The following is a 16,949-nucleotide window of genomic DNA, read 5'->3' as shown; positions in this document are numbered from 1 at the left end:
GCGGGACGGAGCACTGACATGCGCGTGATGGCTCAGATGGCCATGGTGATGAACCTCGACAAGTGCATCGGGTGCCACACGTGCTCGGTGACCTGCAAGCAGGCCTGGACCAACCGGGCCGGCACGGAGTACGTCTGGTTCAACAACGTCGAGACCCGCCCGGGGCTGGGCTACCCCCGGACCTACGAGGACCAGGAGGAGTGGCAGGGCGGCTGGGTCCGCAAGCGCGACGGTCGCCTGGCGCTCCGCGCGGGCGGGCGGATGAAGAAGCTGCTCACCATCTTCTCCAACCCCAAGCTGCCCTCGATCGAGGACTACTACGAGCCCTGGACCTACGACTACGAGACGCTGACGAGCTCGCCGCAGTCCGACACGTTCCCGGTCGCCCGGCCCAAGAGCCTCATCTCCGGCGAGAACATGAACGTCGAGTGGTCGGCCAACTGGGACGACGACCTCGGCGGCTCGCAGGAGCACGCGGCCCGCGACGTGATGCTCAAGGGCATCGAGGACAAGGTGCGCCTGGAGTTCGAGCAGACCTTCATGTTCTACCTCCCGCGCATCTGCGAGCACTGCCTCAACCCGTCGTGCGCCGCGTCGTGCCCCAGCGGCGCGATCTACAAGCGCGAGGAGGACGGCATCGTCCTGGTGGACCAGGACCGCTGCCGCGGCTGGCGCATGTGCGTCTCGGGATGCCCCTACAAGAAGGTCTACTTCAACCACAAGACCGGCAAGGCCGAGAAGTGCACCTTCTGCTACCCCCGGGTCGAGGTCGGCATCCCGACCGTGTGCTCGGAGACGTGCGTCGGACGGCTGCGCTACATCGGCCTGATGCTCTACGACGCCGACAAGGTGCTGGAGGCGGCGAGCATCGAGGACGAGCACGCGCTCTACGACGCCCAGCGCGCGTGCTTCCTCGACCCGCACGACCCCGAGGTCCGGCGCGCGGCGGAGCAGGCCGGCATCCCGGGCGACTGGATCGACGCCGCCGGGCGCTCGCCGGTGTGGGCGCTGATCAACACCTACGAGGTCGCCCTGCCGCTGCACCCGGAGTACCGCACGATGCCGATGGTCTGGTACATCCCGCCGCTGTCGCCTGTCGTCGACGTCGTGCGCGACACGGGGGAGGACGCCGAGGACCGGGGCAACCTGTTCGCGGCCATCGACACCCTCCGCATCCCCGTGGAGTACCTCGCCAACCTCTTCACCGCCGGCGACACAGCCCCGGTCGACCGGGTCCTGAAGAAGCTCGCCGCGATGCGGTCCTACATGCGCGACATCAACCTCGGCCGCGACCCCGACGAGTCGATCCCGGCCGCCGTGGGCATGACGGGCGAGCGGATGTACGAGATGTTCCGGCTGCTCGCCATCGCCAAGTACTCCGAGCGCTACGTCATCCCGCCGGCCCACGCCGAGCAGGCGCACGCGCTCGAGGAGCTGGCCACCGACTGCCCGGTCAACGACTACGGCGGCGGGCAGCAGGACCTGTTCGGCGAGGGGTCGGGCTATCCGACGCCGGTCGCGGTCGACAACTTCCGGATGCTGCAGGACCGTCAGACCTCCGACACGCTCGCCACTCCCGACGACAAGGGCTCGCGGGTCAACCTGCTCAACTGGGACGGCAAGGGCACCCCGACCGGGCTGTTCCCGCCGCGCGACGGCGAGGGCGGGTCGTGATGCTCCGTCGTCGGTCGCGCCGACCCGACCCGCAGGCCGCCCGGGTCTGGGCGGTCTGCTCGGCCCTGCTCGACTACCCCACCGCCGACCTGGTCGACTCCCTCGACGACCTCGAGGCGCTGGTGCCCGGGCACCCGCAGCTGGCCCCGCTCCTCGAGCACGCCCGCCGCACCCCGCTCGACCGGCTGCAGCAGGACTACGTCGCCACCTTCGACCACACGCGCAAGTGCGCCCTCTACCTCACCTACTTCGCCTACGGCGACACCCGCCGCCGCGGGGCCGCGCTCCTGGCCTTCAAGGACGCCTACCGCCGGGCCGGGGTGGAGTGGGACGACGCCCTCGGCGAGCTGCCCGACCACCTGTGCGCGGTGCTGCAGCTGGGGGCGACCGTCGACGCCGACGTCGCCCGCGGCCTGCTCCTCGAGCACCGCGCCGGCGTGGAGATGCTGCGCCTCGCGCTGACGGGCTGGCGCAACGACGACGGCTCGACCGGGTCGCCCTGGGCGGCCGCGCTGGTGGCGGTCTGCGACACCCTCCCCGAGCTCGCCGGCACCGACGCCGACGCCGTGCGCCGCCTCGTCGAGCAGGGCCCGCCCGCCGAGCAGGTCGGGCTCGCGGGCTACGCCGCCGACCCGGCCCTCGCCAGCGGCCCCGCCGTCATCTCGCCCGCCACCATCCCCGTAGGAGCCCCCCGATGAGCGTCTTCCTCTGGGTCATCGTCCCCTACCTGTGCCTGGCGGTCTTCGTCGTCGGCCACGTGTGGCGCTACCGCTACGACAAGTTCGGCTGGACCACCCGCTCCTCGCAGCTCTACGAGGGGCGCCTGCTCAGGCTCGGCTCGCCGCTGTTCCACTTCGGCATGCTCGGCGTGGTCGCCGGCCACATCATCGGTCTGCTCATCCCGCGGTCGTGGACCGAGGCGGTCGGCATCGACGACGAGCTCTACCACTACATCGCGGTGATCGGCGGGCTGATCGCCGGGCTGATGGCGCTGACGGGCATGGTCATCCTGATCTACCGCCGGCGCACGGTGGGCCCGGTGTTCTCCGCCACCACCGGGATGGACAAGGTGATGTACGCCTTCCTCGGCGCGGCCATCGTGCTGGGCATGTGGAACACCATCGCCGGCTCGATCTTCAGCCTGGGCGGTGAGTACAACTACCGGGAGGGCGTCTCGGTCTGGTTCCGCTCGTTCCTCGCCTTCCAGCCCGACCCCGACCTGATGGCCGACGCACCGATCGGCTTCCAGCTCCACGCCCTGGTCGCGTTCGGCCTGTTCGCCCTGTGGCCGTTCACCCGGCTCGTGCACGTCTTCTCCGCGCCCGTCGGCTACCTGACGCGGCCCTACATCGTCTACCGCTCCCGGGACGACATCCCACTGGGCACGGCCGCGCCGCCCCGCGGGTGGGACCGGGTGGGCTGAGCCATGTGCCACTACTGCGGCTGTCGCCAGATCCCGCTGATCCGCGACTTCATCGCCGAGCACGAGCTGGTGCTCGAGCTCGGCGAGCGCGCCCTCGAGCAGGCCGGACACGGCGCGTTCGAGCAGGCGGGCGCCACTGTCGAGACGATGCGCGCCGAGCTGAGCAGCCACTGGCAGGGGGAGGAGGAGGGCGTCTTCGCACTGATGCGCACCGACGAGCTCTACCGCCAGCACATCGACCCGCTGGTCGACGAGCACCGCGAGCTCGGCGCGCTGCTCGCCCGCCTCGACCTGGGCAGTGCCGACGACCGCGACCTCCTGCGCCACGAGATGACCGAGCTGCGGCTCCACATCTCCAAGGAGGAGGACGGCATCTTTCCCGTCACGCTGGTGGAGTTCAGCGGCCCCGAGTGGGACGCTGCGATCGCGGCCTGGGAGCGGGCCCACCCCGGCCGCACCGTCTCGACCCGCTGACACCAGGAGCACGCCCATGCAGATCACGTCGTTGACCGCCCTCGCCACCCAGCAGCTGGAGACCGCCCGCACGGCCAGCGCGGGACGCTCGGCCGTGACCGTGCACGGCGGTCGCGAGCACGACCTGCGCCAGACCCTGATCGCCATGACGGCCGGGACCCGGCTCGGGGAGCACGAGGCGCCCGGCGAGGCCACCTTGCAGGTGCTCGAGGGCGAGGTGACCCTGCACGCCGGCGACGAGTCCCACGACCTCGCGGCGGGCGACCACGGAGTGATCCCGCCCCACCGCCACGACCTCGTCGCGCGCACCGACGCCGTGGTGCTGCTGACGGTGGCCACCCGCGCCTGAGCAGGCGCCCGGGCCCTACGGTGGGCCCATGACCGCGGGCCTCCTCCTCGCTGCCGGCGCCGGGGAGCGCTTCGGCGGCCCGAAGGCACTGGCGCGCGACGACGACGGGACGTCGTGGCTGCTGCGCTCGGTGCAGGCGCTGCGCCCGTGCGCCGAGATCGTCGTCGTGCTGGGCGCCGAGGCCGAGCGCGCCGCGGCGCTGCTGCCCATGTCGGTCGCCCGCATCCGGGCCGACGACTGGGCCGAGGGGATGGGCGCCTCGCTGCGCGCCGGCCTCGAGGCGCTCACCCCCACCGGGCACGACTCCGTGCTCGTCTCGCTCGTCGACCTGCCCGACGTCGACGGAGCGGTCGTCACCCGCCTCCTCGCCGCCTCGCGCGGGCGCGCCGACCTCGCGCGGGCGGCGTACGACGGGGTGCCGGGGCACCCGGTGCTGCTCGGCCGCGACCACTGGCCGGGCGTGGTGGCCTCTGCCCGCGGCGACCGCGGGGCACGCGACTACCTCGCCGCCCACGACGTCGCGCTGGTCGAGTGCGGCGACCTGGCGAGCGGCGCCGACGTCGACCGCCGGTGAGGGGCGCCCGCCCGCCCGTGCGCGTGCATGTGCACGTGGCTGCTCGCGTTCCAACGTCGAGCCAACGTGCCGGGTCGTAGCCTGACCCGCATGGTGCACGGGATCGACTCCGCCGCCGACGTCGCCGCCCGGCTGGGCGCGACCGGCTACCTCTCCGACGACGAGCTGGCGACGGTCGTGTTCCTCGCCGCGCGGATGCAGCGCCCGCTGCTGCTCGAGGGCGAGCCGGGCACCGGCAAGACCGCCCTCGCCGAGGCCCTCGCCGAGAGCCTCGACCTGCCCCTCGTGCGGCTGCAGTGCTACGAGGGCATCGACGCCAGCCAGGCCCTCTACGACTGGGACTTCCCGCGCCAGATCCTGCACCTGCGGGCGCTGGAGGCCGGTGGCGCGGTCGATCCGGACGAGGCCGAGAAGAGCCTCTACGACGAGCGCTTCCTGCTCGCGCGCCCCGTCCTCGCCGCCCTGCGCCAGGCCCCGGCGGTGCTGCTGGTCGACGAGGTCGACCGCGCCGACGACGAGTTCGAGGCGTTCCTGCTCGAGGTGCTCTCCACGTGGCAGGTGACGATCCCGGAGTTCGGCACGGTCTCCGCCCTCGAGCCGCCGCTGGTGGTGCTCACCTCCAACCGCACCCGCGAGCTGCACGACGCGCTCAAGCGCCGGTGCCTCTACCACTGGATCGACCACCCCGGGCTCGCGCGCGAGGTCGAGATCGTCCGCTCGCGCGCCCCCGAGGTCAGCGAGGAGCTCGCCCGACAGGTCGTCGGCGTGGTCCAGGAGCTGCGCGGGCGCGACGACCTGCTCAAGCCGCCCGGCGTCGCCGAGACGCTCGACTGGGCTCGCGCGCTCACCCACCTCGGCGCGACCGACCTCGACCTCGCGTCCGCGGCCACCACGCTCGGCGCGCTGCTGAAGTACCGCGAGGACGCCGACCGGGTGCGGGCCGCGCTCGACCGGATGCTGTCCAGATGAGCGAGATGAGCGAGGTGCGCCACGCCGCCGACGAGGTGCTGCTCGCCTTCACCCGCGCGCTGCGCGCCTCCGGCGTGCCGGTCACCCAGGACCGCGCGCACGGCTTCCTCGCCGCGGTCGCCGCCGTCGGCGCCGGCGACCGGCAGGCCACCTACTGGGCCGGGCGCGCCACGCTGTGCGGCTCGCCCGACGACCTCGCCCGCTTCGACGCGGTGTTCGCCGCGTGGTTCGACCCGCGCGACGGCCTGCCGCGAGCCCATCGCCACGAGGCGTCGCGCCCCTCCACCGCCCACCTGCTCCCCGAGTCCGAGGGGCCGGGCGGGTCGGGGGAGGACGAGGAGGACGTGGTCCGCGCGATGGCGTCGGAGGCCGAGGTGCTGCAGCACCGCGACGTGGCGACGCTCGACGCGGCGGAGAAGCGGCGGCTGGCCGCGATGTTCGTCCGGCTGTCGCTGCACCCGCCGGTGCGGCGCACCGCCCGCCACCGTCGTTGGCACCGGGGACGGCTCGACGCCTCGCGCACCCTGCGCAACTCGCTGCGCCACCTCGGCGAGCCCGGCGAGATCGCCTGGCGCCGGCGGGGCACGCGTCCGCGCCGCGTGGTGCTGCTCGTCGACGTCAGCGGCTCGATGAGCGCGTACGCCGACGCGCTGCTGCGGCTGGCCCACCGCCTGACGCGCTCGGCGCGCGCGGCGGGCGGCACCGTCGAGACCTTCACCGTCGGCACCCGGCTCACCCACGTCACCCGCGCGCTCGGCTCGCCCGACGCGAACCGCGCGATCGTCGCGGCGGGCGACGTGGTGCCCGACTGGTCCGGCGGCACCCGGCTCGGGGAGACCCTGCGGGTCTTCCTCGACCGCTGGGGGCAGCGCGGGATGGCCCGCGGTGCGGTCGTGGTCGTCTTCAGCGACGGCTGGGAGCGCGGCGACGCCGGGCTGCTCGGCGAGCAGATGGCACGCCTGCAGCGCATCGCGCACCGCGTGGTCTGGGTCAACCCGCACCGCGGCAAGCCGGGCTACGAGCCGCTCCAGGGCGGGGTGGTGGCGGCGCTGCCCCACTGCGACGACTTCCTCGCCGGGCACTCCCTGGCGACCTTCGCCGACCTCACGGAGGTGATCGCCCGTGCGTGACGTGCTGTCCGAGCTGCTGCAGTGGTGGGACGCCGGCGAGACGATCGGGGTCGGCACCGTGGTGGCGACCTTCCGCTCCGCCCCGCGCCCTCCCGGTGCCTCCATGCTGGTCGGCCCCGACGGCACGGCCGTCGGGTCGGTGTCGGGCGGCTGCGTCGAGGGCGCCGTCTACGAGCTCGCCCAGTCGGTCATGGCGAGCGGCGCGCCGGTGCTCGAGCGCTACGGCGTCTCCGACGACGACGCGTTCGCGGTCGGGCTGACCTGCGGCGGCATCCTCGACGTCTTCGTCGAGCAGGTCTCGCGCGAGACGTTCCCCGAGCTCGGCGAGGTGGCGGCCGACATCGAGGCCGGACGCCCGGTGGCCCTCGCGACCGTGATCGAGCACCCCGACCCCGACCGGGTCGGGCGGCGCCTGGTCGTCCGGCCGGAGGGCCCGGCGCAGGGCAGCCTCGGGTCGTCGCGCGCCGACGCCGCGATCCACGACGACGCCCTCGGCCTGTTGGCCGCGGGCACCAACGCGACCCTGACCTACGGCCCCGACGGGGAGCGGCGCGGGGAGGGGATGCGGGTGTTCGTGTGGGGGTTCGCCCCCAAGCCGCGGATGCTCGTGTTCGGCGCCATCGACTTCGCCGCCGCCGTCGCCAAGGTCGGCTCGTTCCTCGGCTACCACGTCACCGTCTGCGACGCCCGGCCCGTGTTCGCGACGACCTCGCGCTTCCCGGGCGCCGACGAGGTGGTCGTCGACTGGCCCCACCGCTACCTGCGGGCCGAGCTCGACGCCGGCCGCGTCGACCGGCGCACCGTGCTGGCGGTGCTGACCCACGACCCGAAGTTCGACGTGCCGCTGCTCGAGGTCGCCCTGCGCCTCGACGACGACGTGCGCCCCGCCTTCATCGGCGCCATGGGCTCGCGGCGCACCCACGAGGAGCGGTTGGCCCGGCTCGTGGAGGCCGGGCTGGGCGAGGCCGAGCTGTCGCTGCTGTCGTCGCCGATCGGGCTCGACCTCGGCGCCCGGACGCCCGAGGAGACGGCCGTGTCGATCGCCGCGGAGATCGTCGCGCGCCAGTGGGGAGGCTCGGGCGAGCGGCTCGCGTCCACCCGGGGCCGGATCCACCACGACGACTGACCGGCCCCCGCGACCGACCGCGCCGATTCGCCGGGTCCGCATACCTCGCCTACGCTCGACGGGATGTTTTTGCTGCTCCCGCTCCACCACGTCCTCGTCCGCCTGAGCGCCCTGGCCGCCGCGACCGTACTGCTGGTCGCCGGCACCACGCTGGCCGGCTCTCCAGCGCAGGCGCTCGAGGAGGCACGGCCGCAGGCCGCCGACCGGGTCCCGGCCGGCCGCTTCAGCATGGCCACGCTGAACCTGAAGAAGGGGATGGGGGTCCGCGGGATGCGCCACGACATCGGTCGCGTGCTGCAGAGCGGCGCCTCCGTGGTCGGGTTCCAGGAGCGGCTGTTCAGCCGCCCCGCGCTGCGGGCGAGCCTGCCGAAGTCGTGGACGCTGCTGATGCCGAGTGGCCCCACCGGCACCGACGACAACCCGATCGCCTTCGACAAGGACGTCTGGAAGCTGCAGCGCACCCGGTCCGTCCTCCTGACCGGCACGACCTGGCGGCGCCAGACCGGGCGGACCGCGCACGACCAGTACGGCGTCGTGGCGGTGCTCCGCCACCGCGTCAGCGGCCACGTGGTCCGTGCGGTGAGCTTCCACCTGCCCAACCACCTCCACAACCGCCGCACCGGCGGGCCCAACTACGCCAACCGCGCCGGCGTCCACGCGATGTGGCGGATGGCCGCGCGGATCCGCGGGTTGAAGCAGAACGCGCCGGAGCCGCACCAGTTCGTCGGCCTGTGCGACTGCAACGTCACCGAGAACCGGGACACCACCGACGACCTCGTCAAGGGGCGGATCACCAAGCCGCTGCGCCTCGAGACCAACTACAGCGCCACCGGCCGCACGGGCTCGGGCATCGACTACGTGATGGCCGAGCGCAGGGCGGACTTCCGGATCGACTCCTCCCGGACCTACCGCCACCTGGTCACCGACCACCCGGGCATCGTCGCCACCTTCACGCGCGCGCGTTGAGGCCGGGCCCGTCCGCCGGACGGGCCAGCGGGCGCCTGCCGTCGGGTGCGCGGCCAGCCGAGCGCCCTTCGTGGGAGAGGGGTGGGCTCGGTCCGTGGTCGGCGCGCCCCGGGGGCGAGCATGCCGGTGGCCCCGTCATCGTGGGGACTGGCGGGGTGTGGGCGGGGTCGTGGTCGGCGGGTCGCGGGACCCGGGCTCGACCGGCGGCGGGACGCGTGCGGTGGTGCCGGTGGGGTCGCGTCGGTAGTGATGGCTGTGGGGGCTGGTCCACTCGTACGCCCTTGGCGCGAGCCGCTGGTAGCGCCAGACGCTGCCCTCCCACCACCCGAGCAGCCCCGCTAGGACAGTCTCGTCCCCGCTGGGACACCCGTATCCGGGTGGTTGAGCGGGGTCGTGACCGCTTGAGGACGCCCGGGTCGGCCCGCGGCAGGCCACCGCGACTGACCCACTGGTCCGCTTCCCCTGTGATCGCGATCACGCGGGGGCTAGGTTGGCCGCGACCACCGGGAGGCGCCATGACCAGCGATGACCTGCACGCCCGACGCGTGGACACCGTGCGCGCCTGGACGCGATTCGTCGAGGCCGGCGACGCCGACGCGGTCCGTCCGGAGATCCTGCGCAGCTGGGAGCTGTCCGGCGTGGTGTCTCCCGACGTGACGCAGGCCCCGCTCGACGACGAGGGCGACACCGCCGAGCTGTGGAACGCCTCCCCGCTGCAGACCGCCGTCACCCGCGTGCAGGACGAGCTGCGGCGCACCGCCGAGGACGGCGACCTCGTCATCGCGGTCACCGACGACCAGACCCGGATCCTGTGGACGTACGGCGGCCGGGTGATGCGCCGCAAGGCCGAGACCGTCAACTTCGTGCCCGGCGGTCGCTGGGACGAGGGCAGCGTCGGCACCAACGCGCTCGCGATCGCGGGGCGCACCGCCGCCCCCTCGATGGTCTTCAGCGCCGAGCACTACGCGGAGGTCGTGCACAACTGGGTCTGCTGGGCCGCGCCGGTCTTCGACCCCGCCACCGGGCGCCCGCTGGGCGTGATCGACCTGTCGACGACGTGGGACCGCACCCACCCCATCGGCCTCGCGACGGCGCGGGTGATGGCCCGGCTCATCGAGGGCGCGCTGCCCGCCGACCGGCGTACGACGCTCGCCGGGGACGCCGCGCCGGCCGAGGCCGGGCTCACCCTCACCCTCCTCGGCACCGCGCAGGTGTGGCTCGACGGCCAGCGCCTGCTGCTCAACCGGCGCCAGACCGAGATCCTGGCGCTGCTCGCCCTGCACCCGTCGGGCCTGTCGGTCGAGCACCTCCACGCCCTGCTCTACGGCGACGCCTCGGTGACCACCTCGACGCTCAAGGCCGAGGTCTCCCACCTGCGGGCCGCGCTGGCTGGCCAGCTCTCCTCGCGGCCCTACCGGCTCACGATGCCGGTGGCCACCGACGTCGAGGAGGTGCAGCGGCTGCTGCGCCGCGGCGAGGTGCGGGCCGCGGTCCGGGCCTACGGCGGCGACCTCCTGCCCGGCACCGACTCGCCCGCGCTGGCGCAGATGGGCGACTACCTCGCCGTCAGCGTGCGCGAGGCCCTGCTGGCCACTCCCGACCCCGACGCGGTGCTGCGCTACAGCGAGCTCGCGCCCTACGACACCGCCGTGGTGGAGGCCTGCCTGGCGGCGCTGCCGGCGCACCACCCGGTCGCCCCGCTGCTCAAGGGCAGGCTCGCCAGCGCCCGCTGAGACCCGCCCCATTTGTGGGGAGGGGCCGCGCCAATTCGTGGGTAGATCGGCCGATCGGGCTGGCGCCCGCCGATCCGGCGCCACGATCCTGCCTCGAGGTGCCGCGCCGGGGAGGGTGCGGCCACGTACGAGGGAGAGAGCATGGCCGCAACAACACGACGCGCGATGGCGGCGGGAGCCGCCGTCCTGCTCGCGGGGGGCCTCCTGGGCAGCCCCGCCCACGGTGCCACGGGACCCGAGCCGACGACGGTGGCGAAGAAGCTCGTCTCGCCGCTCAGCATGGTCGTCGCCCGCGACGGCACCGCCTACGTCGCCCAGAACTTCGCCGGGCTGCTGACCGCCGTCGCCCCCGGCGGCAAGCCGGAGGTCGTGTTCGCGGCCCCGAAGAAGACCGAGGTCGGAGGGCTCTCCGAGTCCGGCGGCACCCTCCGGTTCACGACCACCAAGGGCCCGAGGACGGCGCTGTGGTCGATGCGGCCGGGCAGCAAGGCGAAGAAGGTCGCCGACCTGGCGGCCTATGAGCGCACCCGCAACCCGGACGCCAAGGTCGCCTACGGCCTCGAGGGCGGTCTCGACCCCGCGTGCGCTGCGCAGATGCCGCCCGAGGTGCCGCCGGCCTACACCGGCATCGTCGAGTCGCACCCCTACGGCACCACGGTGCACAAGGGCACGACCTACGTCGCCGACGCGGCCGGCAACACGATCCTCGCGGTCAAGCCCAACGGAAAGGTCTCGACCCTCGCCGTGCTGCCGCCGGTGCCGGTCGTCATCACGCCGGCGGCGGCGGCCAACAAGCTGCCGGCCTGCACCGTCGGCAAGACCTTCAACTTCGAGGCGGTGCCCACCGACGTCGAGGTGGGCAAGGGCGGGTGGCTCTACGTCACCCTGCTGCCCGGCGGCCCCGAGGACGGCAGCACCGGCGCCCAGGGCCGACTGGTCAAGGTGAAGGTCGCGACCGGCAAGGTCCGCGAGGTGGCGAGCGGGTTCGCCGGTGCCACCGGCGTCGCGGTCGCCGACAACGGCGACGTCTACGTCGCGCAGCTGTTCGGCGGCCAGGTCTCGCGCATCAAGGCCGGCACCACCACGCCGCGGCCCTACGCCGAGGTGATGATGCCGGCGGCCGTGGAGTGGGCCGACGGCGATCTCTACGTCAGCGCGCAGGTGCTGTCGGAGAAGCCGAAGGGCGTGGTGCTGCGCTACTGAGCGGCTGCGGGGCGCCGCACGGGCGAGCGACGCCTCCGTGCGTGGGAGTGGCTGGTCCACACCGACCAACCGGGTGCCAACCCGGCCCGACCTAGCGTCGGCGCCGAGTGACCCACCTCACACGCCCGGAGGCGCCGCATGACCAAGATCGAACTCACCGTCGACGGAGCGGCGGTCTCCGACGACGTCGAGCCCCGGATGCTGCTGGTGCAGTACCTGCGCGAGCGGCTCGGCAAGACCGGGACCGTGATCGGGTGCGACACCTCCAACTGCGGGGCGTGCACCGTCCACCTCGACGGCACGAGCGTGAAGTCGTGCAACGTGCTCGCGGTGCAGGCCGCCGGCCGCACCGTCACCACGATCGAGGGGCTCGCCGACGCGGCCGAGGGAGACCTGCACCCGGTGCAGGAGGCGTTCCGGGAGTGCCACGGCCTCCAGTGCGGCTTCTGCACGCCGGGGATGATCATGCAGGCCGTCGACCTGCTCGCCGAGAACCCCCAGCCCACCGAGGACGAGGTGCGGCTGGGCATGGAGGGCAACCTCTGCCGCTGCACCGGCTACCACAACATCGTGCGCAGCGTGCTCCACGCCGCCGACCGGACCGCAGCGGGTGAGCGCGCATGAGCACCACGCAGGACCGCCCCGCCGCCGAGATCGGCAAGGACCGGCGCCGCAAGGAGGACCAGCGGCTGATCACCGGCCGCACCCGCTGGACCGACAACATCACGCTGCCGGGGATGCTCCACCTCGCGATGGTGCGCAGCCCGTTCGCCCACGCGAGCATCGCCTCCATCGACGTCGAGGCCGCCAAGGCCTCGCCCAACGTGGTCACCGTGCTGACCGGCAAGGACTTCGGCGAGGAGCTCGGCGTGTGCATCAACGCCTGGCCCATCACCCCCGACCAGAAGACGCCCGCCCACTCGCCGATGCCGGCCGACCGCGTCGCGTTCGCGGGCGAGGTGGTCGCGGTCGTGGTCGCCCGCAGCGCCGCCGGGGCGCGCGACGCCGCGGAGCTCGTGGACGTGGAGTACGACGAGCTGCCCGCCGTCGTCGGGATCAAGAAGGCGCTCGAGGACCAGGTCCTCGCCCACCCCGACCTCGGCACCAACAAGTCGGCCCTGTGGGTCTTCGACTCCCAGGAGGCCGGGACCGGCAGCGACGTGGAGGCGGCCATCACGGAGGCCCGCACCAACGGCATCCTCATCGAGCGCGAGTACCGCCAGCAGCGGCTGATCCCCGCCTTCATGGAGCCGCGCAGCGTCGTCGTCGACCCCACGGGGGAGCAGCTGACGATGTGGTCCGCGACGCAGATCCCGCACATCCTGCGCTTCGCCCTGGCCGCCACCACCGGCGTACCCGAGTCGAAGATCCGGGTCATCGCCCCCGACGTCGGTGGTGGCTTCGGCGGCAAGCTGCAGACCACCCCCGAGGAGTGGATCGCCTGGGCCGTCGCGCGCCGGCTGTCCAGGCCGGTCAAGTACACCGAGACCCGCAGCGAGAGCCTGATGGCGGCCCACCACGGTCGCGACCAGGTGCAGACCCTGACCCTGGCCGCGGACCGCGACGGCCGGGTGACCGGCCTGAAGGTGCACCTCGACGCCGACCTCGGCGCCTACGTCGCCGTCGTCGGTGGCGGCGTGCCGGTGCTCGGTGCGTTCATGTTCAACGCGATCTACAAGTTCCCCGCCTACCGCTTCGAGTGCCAGACGGTGCTGACCAACACCACGTTCACCGACGCCTACCGCGGCGCCGGCCGGCCCGAGGCGACCTACGCGATCGAGCGGTTGATGGACGAGCTCGCCGCGGAGGTCGGCGTCGACCCGCTCGAGATCCGCGAGCGCAACTGGATCACGCACGAGGAGTTCCCGTTCACCACGGTGGCCGGGCTCGAGTACGACAGCGGCAACTACGAGGCCGCCACCGCCAAGGCCAAGGAGTCGTTCGGCTACGACGCGCTGCGCGCGGAGCAGCGGGAGCGCCGCGAGCGCGGTGACCGGGTGCAGCTCGGCATCGGCGTGTCGACCTTCACCGAGATGTGCGGTCTCGCGCCGAGCCGGGTGCTGGGCAGCCTCGACTACGGCGCCGGCGGCTGGGAGCACGCGAGCGTGCGGATGCTCGCCACCGGCAAAGTCGAGATCGTCACCGGCGCCAGCGCCCACGGCCAGGGCCACGAGACGGCGTTCAGCCAGATCGTCGCCGACCGCCTGGGGGTGCCCTTCGAGGACGTCGAGGTGCTGCACGGCGACACCCAGATCGCCCACAAGGGCCTCGACACCTACGGCTCGCGCTCGCTCGTCGTCGGCGGCGAGGCGCTCGTGCGGGCCGTCGACAAGGTGGTGGAGAAGGCCAAGCACCTCGCGGCTCACCTGCTCGAGGCCAGCGCGGACGACCTCGACTACGCCGGCGGCCGGTTCTCCGTGCGCGGCACCGACCAGGGGGTGTCGATCCAGGAGCTCTCGACCGCGGCCTTCGCGGCGCACGACTATCCCGAGGACATGGAGCCGAGCCTCGACGCCGACGCGACCTTCGACCCGGTCAACTTCAACTACCCGCACGGCACCCACCTGTGCGCGATGGAGGTCGACACCGAGACCGGCGCGGTGAAGATGCGCAAGTACACCTGCTGCGACGACATCGGCACGATCATCAACCCGCTGATCGTCGCGGGGCAGGTGCACGGCGGCCTGGTGCAGGGGATCGCCCAGGCGCTGTGGGAGGAGGCCGTGCACGACGAGTCGGGCACGCTGGTGAGTGGGTCGTTCGTCGACTACCTCCTGCCGACGTCGGCCGACACGATCTCCTTCGACGTCGTCCACACCGACGAGCCCAGCATCTGCACCACCAACTCGCTCGGCACGAAGGGCGTCGGCGAGGCCGGCACCATCGCGTCCACGCCGGCGGTCGTCAACGCCGTCGTCGACGCCGTACGACACCTCGGCGTCGCCGACGTCCAGATGCCGTGCACGCCCGAGCGCGTGTGGCGCGCGATCCAGGGCAGCCGGGCGGGCGGGGCGACCGAGACGCCCCCCGACGCGATGCCCCACTTCCAGGAGGGCGCGCTCAACCAGGACCCCACCTCCGGTGAAGGAGCAGCCCAGTGATCCCGGTGCAGTTCGACTACCTCGCCCCCACGTCGGTCGAGGAGGCGCTGGCCGCGCTCGGCCGCCACGGCGACGACGCCAAGATCCTGGCCGGCGGGCAGAGCCTGCTGCCGGTCCTGCGCATGCGGCTCAACGCCCCCGAGGTCGTCATCGACCTCGGCGGCATCTCCTCGCTGCGGGGCATCCGCGACGACGGCGACGCCATCGTGATCGGCGCGATGACCACCCACCACGACGTGCGCGACCACCCCCTCGTCAAGGAGCACGCCCTGCTGCTGTCGAAGGCCGAGGCGGAGGTCGCGGACTCGCAGATCCGGCACCGCGGCACCTTCGGCGGCGCTCTGGCGCACGCCGACCCCGCCGGCGACCTCGGCGCGCCGGCGCTCGCGCTGGGCGCCCAGTTCGTCATCGCCGGCCCGGGCGGCACGCGGACGGTCGGTGCCGACGACTTCTTCGTCGACCTCTTCGAGACCGCCATCGGCGAGGACGAGATCCTCACCGAGGTGCGGATCCCCAAGCACACCGGTTGGGGGGCCCACTACGAGAAGTTCGTCCGGGTCGCCCACCAGTGGCCGATCGTGGCGGTCGCCGCGACGGTGCACGGGTCGATCGACGAGGCGAGGGTCGGCCTGACCAACATGGGCTCGACGCCGTTGCGCGCCCGCGCCACCGAGGCGGCGCTGGCGGGCGCCGCGGCGACCGAGGACGGCGTGCGCGAGGCGGCGCAGCTCGCGTCGGAGGGCACCAGTCCGCCGTCGGACCTCAACGGTGCGGCCGACTACCGCCAGCACCTCGCCCGCGTGCTCACCGGGCGGGCCGTGCTCGCGGCTGCGGGGTCGTAGGCGTGGAGCTCAGTCATCGCTTCACCGTCCCGATCGGCGTCGAGGAGACCTGGGCGCACTTCAACGACATCGCCTCGGTCGCCGAGTGCTTCCCGGGCGCCCAGGTCACCGAGGCCGACGAGGAGTCGTTCGCCGGCTCGGTGAAGGTCAAGCTCGGCCCGATCGCCCTGCTCTACAACGGCAGCGGCACCTTCGTGGAGAAGGACCCCGAGGCCCACCGCTTCGTCGTCGACGCCAAGGGCAAGGACAAGCGGGGCAACGGCACCGCCGGCGCCACGGTGACGGTCTCGATGGCCGACGCCGGGGGCTCCACCGACGTCTCGGTCGCGACCGACCTGTCGATCACCGGCAAGCCGGCACAGTTCGGGCGCGGGGTGATGCAGGACGTCTCCGACAAGCTGCTCGGCCAGTTCGTCGCCTGCCTGGAGCAGCGACTCGCGGCCCCCTCTCCTCCGACGGGCGGTGAGCAGGCAACCGGATCGGCGGCCGGAAGGGTTGCTGGCTCACCGCCGGCGTACGCGGCTGCGACGGGCGGTGAGCAGGCAACCGAATCGGCGGCCGGAAAGGTTGCTGGCTCACCGCCCGAGGTGGCCGAGGCGCGGGAGCCGGGGGCGCTCGACCTCGGCAGCACGGTGCTCCCGGTGCTCGCCCGGTCCTACTGGAAGCAGGCGGTCGCGGTCGTCGTGGGCCTGCTCGTGCTGCGCCGGCTGCTCAGGAGGTAGGGCTCAGAACACATTGAGCGGGCGGTACTGGACCGAGATCCGCGGCCCGGCGTGGGCGACCTTGGGCACCGCGTGCTCCCACGTGCGCTGGCACGACCCGCCCATCACCAGGAGGTCGCCGTGGCCCATGGTGATCGCGATCGACGCGCCCCCGCCCCGCGGCCTCAGCAGCAGGCGCCGCGGGTCGCCGACGCTGATGATCGCGACCATCGTGTCGGCCGAGCGGCCGCGGCCGATGGTGTCGCCGTGCCACGCCACGGAGTCGCGACCGTCGCGGTAGTAGCAGCAGCCGGCGCTCATGAACGGCTCGCCGAGCTCGGGCAGGTAGTGCTCGCTCAGCTCGGCGCGGGCCCGGTCGAGCGCCGGGTGGGGCAGGGGGTCGGCGGCGAGGTAGGTGTGGACCAGGCGCGGCACGTCGACCACCGCGTCGTACATCTCGCGCCGCTCGGCGCGCCACGGCACCCGCTCGACGAGCGCGGTGAAGACGTCGTCGGGCGCGGCGAGCCAGTTGCGCTGGACGTCGACCCACGCGCCGTGGGAGAGCCGCCGGCGCTCCGGGGCGAGCCCGGCGTGGTCGGCGGCGGTGTCGGCGAAGAGGGACGTCTGGAAGTCCACGGGCACGATGCTACCCCAGATGTTCGAACACCCATTCGAACATAAAGA

General features: G+C 73.2%; 17 protein-coding genes. 16 read left to right on the top strand and 1 reads right to left on the bottom strand.

All coding sequences use genetic code 11. The features are described 5' to 3' along the window. Window positions 1-18 precede the first annotated feature (18 nt). The 16 genes from narH (at window position 19) to AC4H2S_RS13775 (ending at window position 16,286) form a co-directional block, all read left to right on the top strand. A complete protein-coding gene (gene narH, locus AC4H2S_RS13850) occupies window positions 19-1,674 on the top strand; it encodes a nitrate reductase subunit beta (RefSeq protein ID WP_491497561.1) in 1,656 nt (551 codons plus the stop codon). Continuing rightward, on the top strand, window positions 1,674-2,372 hold the full coding sequence (gene narJ, locus AC4H2S_RS13845; RefSeq protein WP_491497560.1) for a nitrate reductase molybdenum cofactor assembly chaperone: 699 nt from the start codon (window positions 1,674-1,676) through the stop codon (window positions 2,370-2,372). Before narH ends, narJ begins: the two co-directional genes overlap by 1 nt. Continuing rightward, window positions 2,369-3,097 (top strand): respiratory nitrate reductase subunit gamma, encoded by a 729-nt coding sequence (gene narI, locus AC4H2S_RS13840; protein ID WP_491497559.1) that lies wholly within the window; start codon window positions 2,369-2,371, stop codon window positions 3,095-3,097. The genes narJ and narI overlap by 4 nt, the downstream gene beginning before the upstream one ends. 3 nt (window positions 3,098-3,100) lie before the next feature. Then, entirely contained in the window at window positions 3,101-3,571 is a 471-nt protein-coding gene (locus tag AC4H2S_RS13835) for a hemerythrin domain-containing protein (protein ID WP_491497558.1), read from the top strand. 16 nt (window positions 3,572-3,587) lie between these two features. After that, window positions 3,588-3,920, top strand: a complete 333-nt coding sequence (locus AC4H2S_RS13830) for a cupin domain-containing protein (protein ID WP_491497557.1) — start codon at window positions 3,588-3,590, stop codon at window positions 3,918-3,920. Between the two features lie 28 nt (window positions 3,921-3,948). After that, window positions 3,949-4,494, top strand: a complete 546-nt coding sequence (locus AC4H2S_RS13825) for a nucleotidyltransferase family protein (RefSeq protein WP_491497556.1) — start codon at window positions 3,949-3,951, stop codon at window positions 4,492-4,494. Between the two features lie 90 nt (window positions 4,495-4,584). Then, window positions 4,585-5,463, top strand: coding sequence for an AAA family ATPase (locus AC4H2S_RS13820; RefSeq protein WP_491497555.1), 879 nt, complete (start codon window positions 4,585-4,587; stop codon window positions 5,461-5,463). After that, the gene (locus AC4H2S_RS13815; protein WP_491497554.1) at window positions 5,460-6,593 is read left to right on the top strand and encodes a vWA domain-containing protein; all 1,134 of its coding nucleotides are present in this window, start codon (window positions 5,460-5,462) and stop codon (window positions 6,591-6,593) included. Before AC4H2S_RS13820 ends, AC4H2S_RS13815 begins: the two co-directional genes overlap by 4 nt. Then, window positions 6,586-7,719: an XdhC family protein gene (locus tag AC4H2S_RS13810; RefSeq protein ID WP_491497553.1), complete on the top strand. Its 1,134-nt coding sequence runs from the start codon at window positions 6,586-6,588 to the stop codon at window positions 7,717-7,719. The genes AC4H2S_RS13815 and AC4H2S_RS13810 overlap by 8 nt, the downstream gene beginning before the upstream one ends. A 63-nt stretch (window positions 7,720-7,782) precedes the next feature. Next, on the top strand, window positions 7,783-8,685 hold the full coding sequence (locus tag AC4H2S_RS13805; RefSeq protein ID WP_491497552.1) for an exonuclease/endonuclease/phosphatase family protein: 903 nt from the start codon (window positions 7,783-7,785) through the stop codon (window positions 8,683-8,685). Between the two features lie 515 nt (window positions 8,686-9,200). Further along, window positions 9,201-10,418, top strand: coding sequence for an AfsR/SARP family transcriptional regulator (locus tag AC4H2S_RS13800; protein ID WP_491497551.1), 1,218 nt, complete (start codon window positions 9,201-9,203; stop codon window positions 10,416-10,418). A gap of 141 nt (window positions 10,419-10,559) precedes the next feature. Beyond that, window positions 10,560-11,621, top strand: coding sequence for a ScyD/ScyE family protein (locus AC4H2S_RS13795; protein WP_491497550.1), 1,062 nt, complete (start codon window positions 10,560-10,562; stop codon window positions 11,619-11,621). Window positions 11,622-11,759: 138 nt separating this feature from the next. Continuing rightward, window positions 11,760-12,245, top strand: coding sequence for a (2Fe-2S)-binding protein (locus AC4H2S_RS13790; protein WP_491497549.1), 486 nt, complete (start codon window positions 11,760-11,762; stop codon window positions 12,243-12,245). Then, on the top strand, window positions 12,242-14,722 hold the full coding sequence (locus AC4H2S_RS13785) for a xanthine dehydrogenase family protein molybdopterin-binding subunit (protein ID WP_491497548.1): 2,481 nt from the start codon (window positions 12,242-12,244) through the stop codon (window positions 14,720-14,722). The genes AC4H2S_RS13790 and AC4H2S_RS13785 overlap by 4 nt, the downstream gene beginning before the upstream one ends. After that, window positions 14,719-15,564, top strand: a complete 846-nt coding sequence (locus AC4H2S_RS13780) for an FAD binding domain-containing protein (RefSeq protein ID WP_491497547.1) — start codon at window positions 14,719-14,721, stop codon at window positions 15,562-15,564. Before AC4H2S_RS13785 ends, AC4H2S_RS13780 begins: the two co-directional genes overlap by 4 nt. Before the next feature lie 2 nt (window positions 15,565-15,566). Next, complete coding sequence (locus tag AC4H2S_RS13775; RefSeq protein WP_491497546.1) at window positions 15,567-16,286, top strand: SRPBCC family protein; 720 nt, start codon at window positions 15,567-15,569, stop codon at window positions 16,284-16,286. 3 nt (window positions 16,287-16,289) lie between these two features. Here AC4H2S_RS13775 and AC4H2S_RS13770 read toward each other — a convergent pair whose 3' ends face one another. Then, a complete protein-coding gene (locus tag AC4H2S_RS13770) occupies window positions 16,290-16,901 on the bottom strand; it encodes an alpha-ketoglutarate-dependent dioxygenase AlkB (protein WP_491497545.1) in 612 nt (203 codons plus the stop codon). Window positions 16,902-16,949: the final 48 nt, after the last annotated feature.

It is taken from the genome of Nocardioides sp. Z13_37 (genome assembly GCF_058355585.1).
The sequence above is the reverse complement of the archived record's forward strand: the minus strand, read 5'-3'. Positions and strand labels throughout refer to the sequence as shown.